Source organism: Microbacterium azadirachtae, from assembly GCF_000956505.1.
GTDB lineage: Bacteria > Actinomycetota > Actinomycetes > Actinomycetales > Microbacteriaceae > Microbacterium > Microbacterium azadirachtae_A.
Map to the genome: position 1 here is coordinate 147,673 of NZ_JYIX01000038.1, position 12,759 is coordinate 160,431.

Below are 12,759 nucleotides of genomic sequence, written 5' to 3' on the forward strand. Positions count from 1 at the left end.
TTCCATCCCCCTGACATTTATCGGAGAACGCATTGAGACGTGCCAAAATCGTGGCCACACTCGGCCCCGCAACCTCGACGTATGAAACGGTGCGGGCCCTGATCGATGCGGGCGTCGACGTCGCCCGACTGAACCTCAGCCACGGGGACTACTCCGTGCACGAGAACAACTACGCCAACGTCCGTCGCGCCGCGGAGGACTCCGGCCGCGCGGTCGCCGTCCTCGTCGACCTGCAGGGGCCGAAGATCCGCCTCGGCAAGTTCGAGGCCGGCCCCTACGAGCTCGCCGTGGGAGACATCTTCAAGATCACGACCGAGGACATCCTCGGCAACAAGGAGATCTGCGGGACGACCTTCAAGGGCCTCCCGCAGGACGTCAAGCCCGGCGACTTCCTGCTCATCGACGACGGCAAGGTCCGCGTCGAGGTCGTCGAGACCGACGGCACCGTCGTCACCACCCGCGTGATCGTGGCCGGTGCGGTGTCCAACAACAAGGGCATCAACCTGCCCGGCGTCGCCGTCAGCGTCCCCGCGCTGAGCGAGAAGGACGAGGACGACCTGCGCTGGGGTCTGCGCATCGGCGCCGACCTCATCGCCCTGTCGTTCGTCCGCGATGCGACCGACGTCACCCGTGTGCACGAGATCATGGCCGAGGAGGGCGTTCGCGTCCCGGTCATCGCGAAGATCGAGAAGCCGCAGGCCGTCGACAACCTCGAGAGCATCGTCGACGCGTTCGACGGCATCATGGTCGCCCGCGGCGACCTCGGTGTGGAGCTGCCCCTCGAGGCCGTCCCGATCGTCCAGAAGCAGGCCGTCGAGCTCGCGCGCCGCATGGCGAAGCCTGTCATCGTCGCGACGCAGATGCTCGAGTCGATGATCTCCAGCCCGGTTCCGACGCGCGCCGAGACCTCCGACGTCGCCAACGCCGTCCTCGACGGCGCCGACGCGGTGATGCTCTCCGGCGAGACCAGCGTGGGGGAGTACCCCGTCATCGTCGTGGAGACCATGGCGCGGATCATCGAGTCCACCGAGGACCACGGGCTGGAGCGCATCCACCCGCTGACCACGAAGCCGCGCACCCAGGGTGGGGCCATCACGCTCGCCGCCCTCGAGGTCGCCGAGTTCGTCGAGGCCAAGTTCCTCTGCGTGTTCACTCAGTCGGGTGATTCGGCGCGACGCCTCTCGCGGCTGCGTTCGCGCATCCCGATGCTCGCGTACACGCCCGACCCGGCCATCCGTCGTCGCCTGGCCGTCACGTGGGGCGTCCGCACGAGCCTGGTGAACTTCGTGCCGCACACCGACATGATGTTCCACCAGGTCGACGAGCACCTGCTCGGATCCGGCCTCGCAGAGGTGGGCGACAAGGTCGTGGTCATCTCCGGGTCCCCTCCCGGAATCATCGGCTCCACGAACGACCTGCGCATCCACCGGGTCGGCGACACCGTTCAGGGTGCCGCTCCGGCCTACCAGGTCAAGTAGGACGCGCGCACGAGGGCCGGTTCCCACGGGGACCGGCCCTCGTCGTATCCCCGGGTGCGCTACAGTCGATCCGGGCCGGCGTGGCGGAATGGCAGACGCGGAGCACTCAAAATGCTTTGTCCGAAAGGACGTGTGGGTTCGAGTCCCACCGCCGGCACCAGAAGCGTTGTGGAACAGCCGCCAGGCCGTTCCACAACGCTCGCAGCACCCGTGGTTCACAAGATCCGAATCTCCTGTCCAGTAGGATGGATCCGTGACTGAAGAGCAGCAGCCTGAGCAGCCCGCCTCGTCCGCTCCGCGACGCGTCGTCGTCGCCGAGGACGAGTCGCTGATCCGCCTCGACATCGTCGAGATCCTCCGCGACAACGGTTTCGACGTGGTCGGCGAGGCCGGAGATGGGGAGACCGCGGTACAGCTGGCGACCGAGCTTCGTCCCGACCTCGTCATCATGGACGTGAAGATGCCGCAGCTGGATGGCATCAGCGCTGCCGAGAAGCTGCACAAGGGCAATATCGCCCCTGTCGTGCTGCTCACCGCCTTCAGCCAGAAGGAGCTCGTCGAGCGTGCGAGCGAGGCCGGCGCGCTGGCCTACGTCGTCAAGCCGTTCACCCCGAACGACCTCCTGCCGGCGATCGAGATCGCGCTCGCGCGTCACGAGCAGATCATCACGCTCGAGGCCGAGGTCGCCGACATGGTCGAGCGCTTCGAGACCCGCAAGCTCGTCGACCGTGCCAAGGGACTGCTGAACGAGAAGATGGGCCTCTCCGAGCCCGAGGCGTTCCGCTGGATCCAGAAGGCGTCGATGGACCGTCGCCTCACGATGCAGGACGTGGCGAAGGCGATCATCGAGCAGCTGGCTCCGAAGAAGTAGCGGCATGGATCTCGGCGACGGGATCCTGCTCCGCCCGCTCCTGGCCGGCGACGGCGAGGAGCTCGCAGCGGCGTACAGCCGCAACCGCGTGCACCTCGAGCCGTGGGAGCCCCTGCGCTCCGAGGAGTTCTTCACCGGGCCACGTCAGCATCAGCTGATCGCGGAGTCACTGCGGGCCGTCGCCGACGGTCGCGGCGCCTCCTACGTGCTCGAGGACGGTGCGCACCGCATCGTCGGGCGGGCGAACCTCAGCGACATCGTCCGCGGCGCGTTCTGGAGCGCGCATCTCGGCTACTGGATCGACGGGCGACTGGCGGGCCGGGGTCTCATGCGGTGCGCTGTGGACCTGGTCTGTGCGCTCGCGCGCGACGACCTCGGGCTCCATCGCGTACAGGCGGCGACGCTCGTGCACAACGAAGCCTCGCAGCGCGTGCTGCGGGCGACAGGCTTCACCGAGATCGGCCCGGCCCCGCGCTACCTGCGCATCGCAGGGGAGTGGCAGGACCACCTGCTGTTCCAGCGGATCCTGGAGGAGGACTCTCCGGAGAGCGCCGCCTGACGGATCAGGCGTTCGGCAGATCCTTGATCATGTTCGTGATGCGGATCGTCGAGCAGCGTCGGCCCTGATCGTCGCTGACGGCGATCTCGTGGACGGTGACGCTGCGGCCGAGATGGATCGGCGTGCACACGCCGGTGACGACGCCGCTCGTCGCCGAGCGGGTGTGGGTGGCATTGATGTCGACGCCCACCGCGAGCCGTCCTGGCCCCGCGTGCAGATTCGCCGCCATCGAACCGAGCGACTCGCCGAGCACCACGTAGGCGCCGCCGTGCATGAGTCCGACCGGCTGCGTGTTGCCCTCGACGGGCATCGTGGCGACGCAGCGGTCCACCGAGAATTCGACCCAGCTCAGGCCCATCTTCTCGGCCAGAGCACCCATGCCGCGCTCGGTCGCCCACTCCAGTCCGGGGCTCGTCCGCGCGGTGCTCGCGTCGACCTGCTCGCTCACGCGGGGTCCTCCTCGATTCGATGTCCGCCGGGGTCGTTAGGCTGGAAGTCGTGACGGACTCCGCAAAGCCTACCCTCATGGTCGTCGACGGCCATTCGCTCGCATACAGGGCCTTCTTCGCCCTTCCGGTGGAGAACTTCACCACGAAGGACAACCAGCACACGAACGCCATCTACGGGTTCCTGTCGATGCTGGTGAACCTCATCAAGGCGGAGCAGCCGACCCATCTGGCGATCGCCTTCGACACCTCGCGGCACTCGTTCCGCACGGACGAGTACCCGGAGTACAAGGCCACGCGCTCGGAGACGCCGTCGGAGTTCCGCGGGCAGATCCCGCTGCTGCAGGACTGCCTCGCCGCGATGTCCATCCCGGTGCTGACGAAGGAGGGCATCGAAGCCGATGACATCCTCGCGACGCTCGCCGCTCAGGGATCGGCGCAGGGCTTCGACGTCCTCGTCGTCTCCGGTGACCGCGACACGATCCAGCTCGTGAACGATCAGGTCACGCTGCTCTACCCGAATGTGCAGGGGGTGTCGCAGCTCAAGCGGTACGACCCTGTCGCCGTGCAGGAGCGGTACGGTGTGCGCCCGGAGCAGTATCCCGACATCGCCGCGCTCGTGGGCGAGACCAGCGACAACCTGCCCGGCGTGCCGAAGGTGGGAGAGAAGACCGCCGTGAAGTGGCTCACCCAGTTCGGGACGCTCGACGAGCTGCTCGAGCGCTCGGGGGAGATCAAGGGCGTCGTCGGCGGAAACCTGCGCGACCACATCGAGGACGTGCGCCGGAATCGCAAGCTGAACCGCCTCCTGCAGGACGTGGAGCTCCCGCTCGGTCCGACCGACCTCGAGACGCGCCCGATCGATGCGCAGGCCGTGCGTGACATCTTCGCGCGGCTGGAGTTCCGCACGCTGCTTCCGCGCGTTTTCGAAGCCGTCGGCGAAGACGCTCCCGAAGAGGAGCATGTCGCCACAGTCGCCCTCCCCGATGTAGCCGAGCTCGCCGCGGAGGGCCTCGCGACCTGGCTGAAAGCCGCCACCGGGGATGTCGCGGTCGAGGTGACCACTGCCGGCGGCCTGCCGCAGCGCGTGGGTCTCGCACACGGCGACGACCTGGTCGAGCTCTCGTGGTCCCCCCAGGTGCAGGCAGCCTTGGCGGACTGGCTCGCTTCGGACGCGCCGAAGATCTTCCACGACGCCAAGTCGCAGGTGAAGGCGCTGCACACCGCGGGCATGCGCGTCGGCGGTCTGGCCTACGACACCAACCTCGCCGGCTGGCTGCTCCGTCCGAGTTACCCGGACAAGACGCTCGCGGATCTCGTGGATCGCTATCTGGGCGAGAAGCTCCCGGAGGCGGATCCCACCCAGCTCGTGCCGGAGACCGAGGGCGCCTCGCCCGCGCAGCTCGCCTGGTTCACGGCGCGGGTCGCCACCTCCCTCCGCACGGACGTGCCGGAGAGCGTCGACCGGGTGCTCCGCGAGATCGAGCTGCCCACCCTCATCACGCTGGCCGACATGGAGCTCGCGGGCGTCGCCGTCTCGCACGAGATCCTCTCCGGTTTCTCGCAGGAGCTCGGGGAGCGCGCGGGTCGCATCGCCGAGGAGTCCTTCGCGATCATCGAGCGCGAGGTGAACCTCGGCTCGCCCAAGCAGCTGCAGGAGGTGCTGTTCGAGCAGCTCGAGCTGCCGAAGACGCGCAAGACGAAGACCGGATACTCGACCGACGCGGCCGTGCTGGCCGACCTGCAGGAGAGTCACCCGCACCCGTTCCTCGATCTGCTGCTGCAGCACCGCGAGGCCACGAAGCTCCGGCAGATCATCGAGTCGCTCGACACCGCGATCCGCGCCGATCACCGCATCCACACGACCTACGTGCAGACGGGCAGCCAGACCGGCCGGCTGAGCAGCACCGACCCGAACCTGCAGAACATCCCGGTGCGCACCGAGGAGTCGCGGCGGATCCGCAGCGCTTTCCAAGTCGGCGAGCGCTACGAGACGCTCCTCACCGCGGACTACTCGCAGATCGAGATGCGCATCATGGCGCACCTGTCCGGCGACGAAGGACTCATCGAGGCCTTCAACTCGGGGGAGGACCTGCATCGCTTCGTCGGCGCCCGCGTCTTCGGCGTCGAGCCGGAGGAGGTCAGCTCCGCGATGCGCACCAAGGTCAAGGCGATGTCCTACGGCCTGGTCTACGGGCTCAGCGCCTTCGGCCTGTCCAAGCAGCTGCGCATCGAGCAGTCCGAGGCCAAGCAGCTGATGATGGAGTACTTCGCCCGGTTCGGGGCTGTGCGGGACTACCTGCGCGCCTCCGTGCTCGCGGCGAAGGAGGTCGGCTACACCGAGACGATCTTCGGGCGCCGTCGTCCGTTCCCGGATCTCGTCAGCCCGAACCGCGTGCTCCGCGAGAACGCCGAGCGCGCGGCGCTCAACGCCCCCATCCAAGGCAGCGCGGCCGACATCATGAAGATCGCGCTGTTCCGGATCCACTCGGATCTCCTCGACGAGGGACTCGCATCGCGGGTGCTGTTGCAGATTCACGACGAACTCGTTGTCGAGGTCGCACCAGGGGAGTGGGACGCGACCGAGCGCATCGTGCGCGATCGCATGGGCGGCGCGGCCGAGCTGTCGGTTCCGCTCGACGTGCAGGTCGGCCGCGGCGGCGACTGGAACGAAGCCGCGCACTGACCCATCGAGCCGCCATGGGCCCCGCTCCACGACCCGTCCTCCGGGACGCGTCGTTCCATGGAGCGGGGCCTGTTCCATGGATAGGCTCAGGGGATGACCGCAGAGCAGCCCACGACGCGCACGCCGTCCACCATCGATCAGATCGCGGAGGGCTGGGTCGACACCCTCGCCGAGCTCTCGCCGATTCTCGGCACCTACATCGGCCGCAACGAGGTCAACGGCCGTCTCGACGACTTCAGCCCCGCCGGCCATGAGCACGCGATCGCGGAGACCCGTCGCGTTCTCGCCGAGCTCGACGCTCAGGAGCCCGTCGACGAGATCGACCGCGTGACCAAGACGGATCTCTCCGCCGAGCTCCGTCTCTCGATCGAGCAGCACGACGCCCAGTGGCACCTGCGCGACCTCAACGTCATCGCCTCCGCCGCACAGGATGTGCGTCAGGCCTTCGACCTCATGCCGACGGCGACGGCCGACGACTGGAGCGTCGTCGCCGAACGTCTCGGCGCGATCCCCGCCGCCCTGGACGGATATGTCGAGACGCTGCGCGAGGGCATTGCGAAGGGCGTCGTACCGGCCCGGCGTCAGGTCGTCGAGGTCGCCACGCAGATCGCCCGCTACACCGCGGACGACGGCTTCTTCGCCGCATTCGTCGCCGACGCCTCGACGGACGAGGGACAGCTGCCCGCGAGCCTCGCCCGCGACCTCGCCGACCGCTCTGCGGCCGCCCGCGTCGCGTACGACGGTCTGCGCTCGTTCCTCAGCGCGGAGCTCGCACCGGTCGCCGGAGACCAGGACGCCGTGGGGCGTGAGCTGTACGCTCTGGCCTCGCGCCGGTTCCTCGGTGCGACGATCGACATCGACGAGACGTACGAGTGGGGCCGCGAAGAACTCGCCAGGATGGTGGCGGAGCAGACGGCCATCGCGAACGAGATCCTCCCCGGTTCCACGGTCGAGGAGGCCGTCGCCCACCTGGAGGCGGACCCCGCGCGGAAGCTCGTCGGTACGGACGCCCTGCAGCGCTGGATGCAGGAGACCAGCGACCGGGCCATCGCCGAACTCGGCGCCTCCCACTTCGACATCCCGGAGCAGATCCGCGAGCTCGAGTGCATGATCGCGCCGACTCAGGAAGGCGGGATCTACTACACGGGCCCGACCGACGACTTCTCCCGCCCCGGCCGCATGTGGTGGTCCGTGCCGGAGGGCGTGACGGAGTTCGACACCTGGCGCGAGCTGACGACCGTGTACCACGAGGGTGTTCCCGGCCATCACCTGCAGATCGCGCAGGCCACGTACAACCGTGCGGAGCTGAACACCTGGCGGCGCGTGCTCGCCGGCACATCGGGCCACGCCGAGGGGTGGGCCCTCTACGCGGAGCGCCTCATGGAGCAGCTCGGCTACCTCGACGACCCCGCCGACCGCCTCGGCATGCTGGACGGGCAGCGCATGCGCGCTCTGCGCGTGGTGCTCGACATCGGCGTGCACCTCGGCAAGCCGCGCCTGGACGGCGACGGCGTGTGGGACCACGACTACGCGCTCGACATGATGCGCCGCAACGTGAACATGTCCGATGAGTTCCGGCAGTTCGAGGTCAACCGCTACCTCGGCTGGCCGGGGCAGGCACCGTCGTACAAGGTCGGCCAGCGCATCTGGGAGCAGGTCCGCGACGCGGTCAAGGAGCGCGAGGGCGACGCCTTTGACATCAAGGCGTTCCACAAGCGCGCGCTCGACATGGGCGGCGTCGGGCTCGACACGCTGCGGTCGGTCTTCCAGGTCGGCTGAGATCCGCATCCCATCATGGGAATGAGCCCTGCCCCTTGAGGGTTCATTCATCTGAATACGAAAGGGGCAGGGATGGATCTGCAGTTCGGATTGGGCACATTCGGCGACGTGAGCCGCGGAGCCGACGGGGAGATGCTGAGCGGCGCGCAGTCGATCCGCAACATCGTCGCGCAGGCCGTGCGCGCCGAGGAGGTCGGCGTGGGCTACTTCGGCGTGGGGGAGCACCACCGGCGCGAGTTCGCCGTGTCGAGCCCCGAGATGGTGCTCGCCGCCATCGCGTCCCGCACGGAGCGGATCCACCTCGGCACCGCGGTGACGGTGTTGTCGTCCGACGACCCGGTGCGCGTGTACGAGCGCTTCGCGACGCTGGACGCGCTCTCGAACGGCCGCGCCGAGGTCGTTCTCGGACGAGGGTCGTTCACCGAGTCGTTCCCGCTGTTCGGTTACGACCTCCGCGACTACGACCGCCTGTTCGAGGAGAAGCTCGAGCTGTTCGTCGAGCTCCTCAAGGAGGAGCCGGTCACGTGGCAGGGGACCGTGCGGGCGCCGCTCGAGAACGCGGACGTCTTCCCGAAGACCGAGAACGGCCTGCGCACCTGGGTCGGCGTCGGCGGGTCGCCGGAGTCCGTCGTCCGCGTCGCACGCTACGGTCTCGGGCTCACGCTCGCGATCATCGGCGGCGCAGCGGCACGCTTCAAGCCGTTCGTCGACCTCTACCACCGCTCCACGTCGGCCTTCGGTACGGCGGTGCACCCCATCTCAGTGCACTCGCCCGGCCACATCGCCGACACCGATGCCGCGGCCTGGGACGCGGCCTACGAGGGCATGGAGGCGATGAACAACACCATCGGCCGGGAGCGCGGGTGGCCCGCCTACAGCCGTGCGCGGTTCCAGAACGACGTGGGTCCCGAGGGGGCGATGTACAGCGGCTCTCCGGACCGCGTCGCGCGGAAGATCGTCGACACGGTGCGCGCCCTCGGCATCGGCCGGTTCGAGCTCAAGTACGCCTCCGGACCGCTTCCGCACGAGGCGATGATGCGCAGCATCGAGCTGTACGGCACCGAGGTGATCCCGCGGGTGCGGGCGATGCTCGCCGACGACTGACCTGGGGTCGCGACGGCGCCGGGCGGACGATCATCCGCTCGGCGCCGTCGTCGTAGGCTGAGGGGATGAGCACTGTCCGTTTCGTCGCCATCGGAGACTCGTTCAGCGAGGGCGTCGGTGATGAACTGTCCGACGGCACCGTCCGAGGATGGGCGGACCTTGCGGCGATCGGCTGGGCCGACGCGATCGGAGAGCCGATCGAGTACGCGAACCTCGCGATCCGCGGTCGGCTCGCCTGGCCGGTGGTCGAGGAGCAGCTCGAACCCGCCCTCGCCCTGAAGCCGACGCACCTGTCCTTCAACGCGGGCGGCAACGACATGCTGCGCCCGAAAGCCGATATCGAGCACATCGCCGATGCGTTCACGCGTGTGCTGCGACGGTGCGATGAGGCCGGCACCACGCTCATCGTGCTCTCCGGGGCGAACCCGTCGGCGCAGCTGCCGCTGACCTCGCTCATCCAGCGCCGCGGAGACGAACTGTCCGCGGCCGTGCTCCGCAGGATCCAGGATCGGGCCGACGTGCTGCAAGCGCTGAACTGGCCCGATCGTGAGCTCAGCCGGCCCGAGTACTGGGCGGAGGACCGTCTGCACATGAACGCGAACGGCCATCACCGCGTCGCCGCGCGAGTACTCGATGCCGTCGGCGCCGGAGCTCCGGAGGAGTGGTGGCATGCGCACGACGTGCCGGAGGAGGAGCCACTCAGCACGGCCGCGTACTACCGACGGCACGTCGGCCCGTGGATCAAGCGCCGTGTCACGCGGCGCTCGTCCGGCGACGGCCGCCGGCCGAAGTTCGCCGAGTGGACCGAGATCCGCCCGTCGTCCGCGGGCTGAGCAGGCGCTACCGCCGGCCGCTCAGCCCGCCCAGAGTCTTCAGTGCGGAACGCGGGCGAGGAACTCCGCGGTCGCGGGATGCTGTGGCGCGTCGAAGATCTGCTCGGGCGGCCCCTGCTCGATGAGCACGCCGTCCTTGAGGAAGACGACCCGGTCGGCGACCTCGCGGGCGAAGGACATCTCGTGGGTGGCCATGAGGATCGTCGTGCCGCGTCCCTTGAGTTCGCGGACCAGATCGAGGACCTCGCCGACGAGCTGCGGATCGAGCGCGCTCGTGATCTCATCCAAGAGCAGCAGCTCCGGGTCCGTGAGGATTGCGCGCACGATCGCGACGCGCTGCTGCTGTCCGCCCGAGAGACGGTCGGGGTAGGCGTCGGCCTTGTCCCCGAGGCCGAGCGTCGTCAGCAGCTCGAGGCCGCGTCGGGCGGCGTCCGCCTTCGACAGCCGATGCACACGGCGAGCCGCGAGCGTGACGTTGTCGAGCACGGTGAGGTGCGGGAACAGATTGAAGTGCTGGAACACGACCCCGATCCGCGCACGGATCGCATCCGCGTCGATCCGGGGATCCGTGATGTCCGTCCCGGAGAGCAGGATCTGTCCGTCGTCGACGCGCTCGATGAGGTTCATCGTGCGCAGCAGCGTGGACTTGCCGGATCCGGACGCGCCGATCAGCACGACGACCTCATGCGCGTCGACCGCGAGGTCGATGCCGCGCAGCACATCGTGGTCGCCGAAGCGCTTGCGGACGCCGAGCGCTTCGATCACAGCGGTCATACGATCCCTCCGGCCTGCTCGCGCTTGTTGAGACGCGACGTGACGACGTCGGTGAGCCGGATCATCGGCCAGCTCAGGATCACGAAGAAGAGCCCGGCGACGACGTACGGCGTGAAGTTGAACGTCTCGGCGACCTGGAGCTGCGCCGCGCGGACTGCGTCGATCGCGCCGAGGACCGAGATGAGCCCGACGTCCTTCTGCATCGAGACGAAGTCGTTCATGAGCGCGGGGACCACCTTGCGCACGCCCTGCGGGATGACCACGATCCGCAGCGTCTGCCCGTGCGTGAGCCCGAGCGAGCGCGCCGCGACCCGCTGCGAGGGGTGCACGGCCTCCATCCCGGCGCGGAGCACCTCGGCGACGTACGCCGAGTAGCTGATGACGAGCGCGATCGTGCCCCAGAACATCGCGGGCATGCGGGGGAAGATCATGAGCGCCGGGATCCCGAAGCCGACCAGGTAGAGCACGATCAGCAGCGGCACGCCGCGGAAGAAGTCGGTGTACGCCGCGGCGAGCAATCGCAGCGGGAAGAACACAGGACCGCGCAGCGAGCGCAGGACGGCGAGCAGGGTGCCGAGCAGCGCCACGCAGACGGCGGAGATCACGAGCACGACGATGTTGAGGAGCAGACCCTGGAAGATCGGGCCCACGCTCGCCAGAGCGACCTTCGGGTCGAAGAACGTCTCGCGGACGACCTTCCAGCCCGGGGTGTTCGCGATCACGATGACGAGCACCCCGGCGACCGCCAGACTGCTCAGCAGCGCGAGCAGAACGGACCACACCGTCGCGCGGCGTCGAAGCGCGCGGCGGGACAGCTCGAGCGCGCTCGGCTGCCACGCCGCGTCGGCCAGGGGAGCGGTCACTTCAGGACGGGGACGTTCACGGCCTCGCTGAGCCACTTCTTCTGCAGCTCGGCGATGGTGCCGTTCTTCTGCAGCGCGTCGACGGCCTTCGTGACGGCGGGCGTGAGCGAGGAGTTCTTCGGGAGCACGAAGGCGAACTGGTCGCCGCCCTTGTCGTCGGCGAACTGCCCGACCACAGCCGCGTTCTCGAGCTGGGCCGCGGTCACGTAGAACGCGCCGGGCAGGTCCGTGATCATCGCGTCGATCTGGCCGCCCTTGAGCGCCTGGACGACGTCGTCGACCGAGTTGAAGACGCTGAGGTCGCCGGTGCCGAGCTGCGCCTTCGCGACGGTGTAGCTCGTCGTGCCGGTCGCGACGCCGACCTTGGCCTTCTTGAGATCGGCGACGCTCGTGGCCGAGGCGGCGGGCGTGCCCTTCGCCGCGACGACCGCCTGCGTGGTCGTGTAGTAAGACGACGAGAAGTCGACGGCCTTCTTGCGATCCTCGGAGATCGAGAACTGCTGGATGTTGAGGTCCCAGTCCTTGGGGCCAGGGGCGATGGCGGCGTCGAAGCCGGTGCGCGTCCACACGATCTGCTTCTCCGAGAAGCCCAGCTCGGCAGCGACCGCGTGGGCGACGGCGCCTTCGAAGCCCTTGCCGTTCGACGGCTCGTTGTCCACGAACCACGGCTCGTAGTCGGGGTCGCCGGTCGCGATCGTCAGCTTGCCCGCGGTGACGGTCTGCAGGGCCGCGCCGGTGGCATCGGCGCCGGCGGACGGGGCAGATGCAGCGGATCCGCTGCACGCGGCGAGGGAGAGAGCGGCGGCGACGATCGTCGAGACGAGCGCGACACGGCGCAGAGCGGGTGCGAGGGACACGGAGACTCCTGAGATGCGGGTGCGGGGGCGGACGGGTGTGACTGCAGGCGCAGGTGCCCCGTTCATACCGTAGAGGAATCGGCGAGTCGCCAGTCGGCGAAGTCGAAACCGGGCGAAACGAAACAGGAGACCAGCACCTCGCGGTCATCCAGCGGGCGAGCGGCCTGCCACACCCCCGCGGGAACGAGCGCCTGCGCAGCGTCGTCGGGGCCCAGCACGATCGTCTCGGCGTCTCCCGGCACGGACTCGGATCCGCCCAGGCTGAGTTCGAGGCGGCCGGGGCCGTGCCAGAGCCAGAGCTCGTCGCTGGACACGACGTGCCAGGCGCTGGATTCCTCCGGAGTGAGGAGATAGTGGATGCAGGTGGCCGCGGGGCGCGTGCCGCCGGCGGTCTCGATCAAATTCGGGCTGGTCCAGGTGCGGCGGAACCAGCCGCCCTCAGGGTGGGGCTCGAGACCGAGGCGGATCGCGGTCGAGGGGACGGGTGCCGTCATGGGGTGCCTCCGTTG

Annotated in this window: 12 protein-coding genes and 1 tRNA gene; 8 read left to right on the forward strand and 5 right to left on the reverse strand. The window is 68.8% G+C overall.

Features of this window, described 5'->3' with window-relative positions:
- Positions 1-32 precede the first annotated feature (32 nt).
- The 4 genes from pyk to RS86_RS15145 all read left to right on the forward strand — a co-directional run bounded on the left by pyk (position 33) and on the right by RS86_RS15145 (position 2,908).
- The gene (pyk, locus tag RS86_RS15130) at positions 33-1,478 is read left to right on the forward strand and encodes a pyruvate kinase (RefSeq protein ID WP_045273095.1); all 1,446 of its coding nucleotides are present in this window, start codon (positions 33-35) and stop codon (positions 1,476-1,478) included.
- A gap of 74 nt (positions 1,479-1,552) precedes the next feature.
- Positions 1,553-1,638: transfer RNA gene (locus RS86_RS15135), tRNA-Leu, on the forward strand.
- Between the two features lie 93 nt (positions 1,639-1,731).
- On the forward strand, positions 1,732-2,349 hold the full coding sequence (locus RS86_RS15140) for an ANTAR domain-containing response regulator (protein ID WP_045252013.1): 618 nt from the start codon (positions 1,732-1,734) through the stop codon (positions 2,347-2,349).
- A 4-nt stretch (positions 2,350-2,353) separates the two neighbouring features.
- Positions 2,354-2,908, forward strand: coding sequence for a GNAT family N-acetyltransferase (locus RS86_RS15145; RefSeq protein WP_045273096.1), 555 nt, complete (start codon positions 2,354-2,356; stop codon positions 2,906-2,908).
- A 4-nt stretch (positions 2,909-2,912) separates the two neighbouring features.
- Here RS86_RS15145 and RS86_RS15150 read toward each other — a convergent pair whose 3' ends face one another.
- Entirely contained in the window at positions 2,913-3,287 is a 375-nt protein-coding gene (locus RS86_RS15150; RefSeq protein WP_045273302.1) for a hotdog fold thioesterase, read from the reverse strand.
- A 119-nt stretch (positions 3,288-3,406) separates the two neighbouring features.
- On the opposite strand from RS86_RS15150, the gene polA reads away from it, so the two are divergent.
- From polA to RS86_RS15170, 4 genes are all read left to right on the forward strand, one after another.
- A complete protein-coding gene (gene polA, locus RS86_RS15155) occupies positions 3,407-6,040 on the forward strand; it encodes a DNA polymerase I (protein WP_045273097.1) in 2,634 nt (877 codons plus the stop codon).
- A 93-nt stretch (positions 6,041-6,133) separates the two neighbouring features.
- The gene (locus tag RS86_RS15160; protein WP_045273098.1) at positions 6,134-7,819 is read left to right on the forward strand and encodes a DUF885 domain-containing protein; all 1,686 of its coding nucleotides are present in this window, start codon (positions 6,134-6,136) and stop codon (positions 7,817-7,819) included.
- Between the two features lie 72 nt (positions 7,820-7,891).
- Entirely contained in the window at positions 7,892-8,923 is a 1,032-nt protein-coding gene (locus RS86_RS15165) for an LLM class flavin-dependent oxidoreductase (RefSeq protein ID WP_045273099.1), read from the forward strand.
- Between the two features lie 65 nt (positions 8,924-8,988).
- Positions 8,989-9,756, forward strand: a complete 768-nt coding sequence (locus RS86_RS15170) for an SGNH/GDSL hydrolase family protein (protein ID WP_045273100.1) — start codon at positions 8,989-8,991, stop codon at positions 9,754-9,756.
- A gap of 39 nt (positions 9,757-9,795) precedes the next feature.
- Here the strand turns inward: RS86_RS15170 and RS86_RS15175 are convergent, their stop codons facing one another.
- The 4 genes from RS86_RS15175 to RS86_RS15190 form a co-directional block, all read right to left on the reverse strand.
- On the reverse strand, positions 9,796-10,530 hold the full coding sequence (locus RS86_RS15175; RefSeq protein ID WP_045273101.1) for an amino acid ABC transporter ATP-binding protein: 735 nt from the start codon (positions 10,528-10,530) through the stop codon (positions 9,796-9,798).
- Positions 10,527-11,393 carry an amino acid ABC transporter permease gene (locus RS86_RS15180; protein WP_045273102.1) on the reverse strand — a complete coding sequence of 289 codons (867 nt, stop codon included), beginning with the start codon at positions 11,391-11,393 and terminating at the stop codon, positions 10,527-10,529. Before RS86_RS15180 ends, RS86_RS15175 begins: the two co-directional genes overlap by 4 nt.
- The gene (locus RS86_RS15185; protein ID WP_045273103.1) at positions 11,390-12,250 is read right to left on the reverse strand and encodes an ABC transporter substrate-binding protein; all 861 of its coding nucleotides are present in this window, start codon (positions 12,248-12,250) and stop codon (positions 11,390-11,392) included. Before RS86_RS15185 ends, RS86_RS15180 begins: the two co-directional genes overlap by 4 nt.
- 62 nt (positions 12,251-12,312) lie before the next feature.
- On the reverse strand, positions 12,313-12,744 hold the full coding sequence (locus tag RS86_RS15190; protein ID WP_045273104.1) for a cupin domain-containing protein: 432 nt from the start codon (positions 12,742-12,744) through the stop codon (positions 12,313-12,315).
- Positions 12,745-12,759: the final 15 nt, after the last annotated feature.

What these genes read in the sequence shown, in the direction of transcription:
- RS86_RS15160 (WP_045273098.1), top strand. Translation starts at nt 6,134, where the DNA reads ATGACCGCAGAGCAGCCCACGACGCGCACGCCGTCCACCATCGATCAG.
- RS86_RS15145 (WP_045273096.1), top strand. Translation starts at nt 2,354, where the DNA reads ATGGATCTCGGCGACGGGATCCTGCTCCGCCCGCTCCTGGCCGGCGAC.
- RS86_RS15165 (WP_045273099.1), top strand. Translation starts at nt 7,892, where the DNA reads ATGGATCTGCAGTTCGGATTGGGCACATTCGGCGACGTGAGCCGCGGA.
- RS86_RS15150 (WP_045273302.1), bottom strand. Translation starts at nt 3,287, where the DNA reads ATGGGTGCTCTGGCCGAGAAGATGGGCCTGAGCTGGGTCGAATTCTCG.
- RS86_RS15170 (WP_045273100.1), top strand. Translation starts at nt 8,989, where the DNA reads ATGAGCACTGTCCGTTTCGTCGCCATCGGAGACTCGTTCAGCGAGGGC.
- RS86_RS15175 (WP_045273101.1), bottom strand. Translation starts at nt 10,530, where the DNA reads ATGACCGCTGTGATCGAAGCGCTCGGCGTCCGCAAGCGCTTCGGCGAC.
- RS86_RS15190 (WP_045273104.1), bottom strand. Translation starts at nt 12,744, where the DNA reads ATGACGGCACCCGTCCCCTCGACCGCGATCCGCCTCGGTCTCGAGCCC.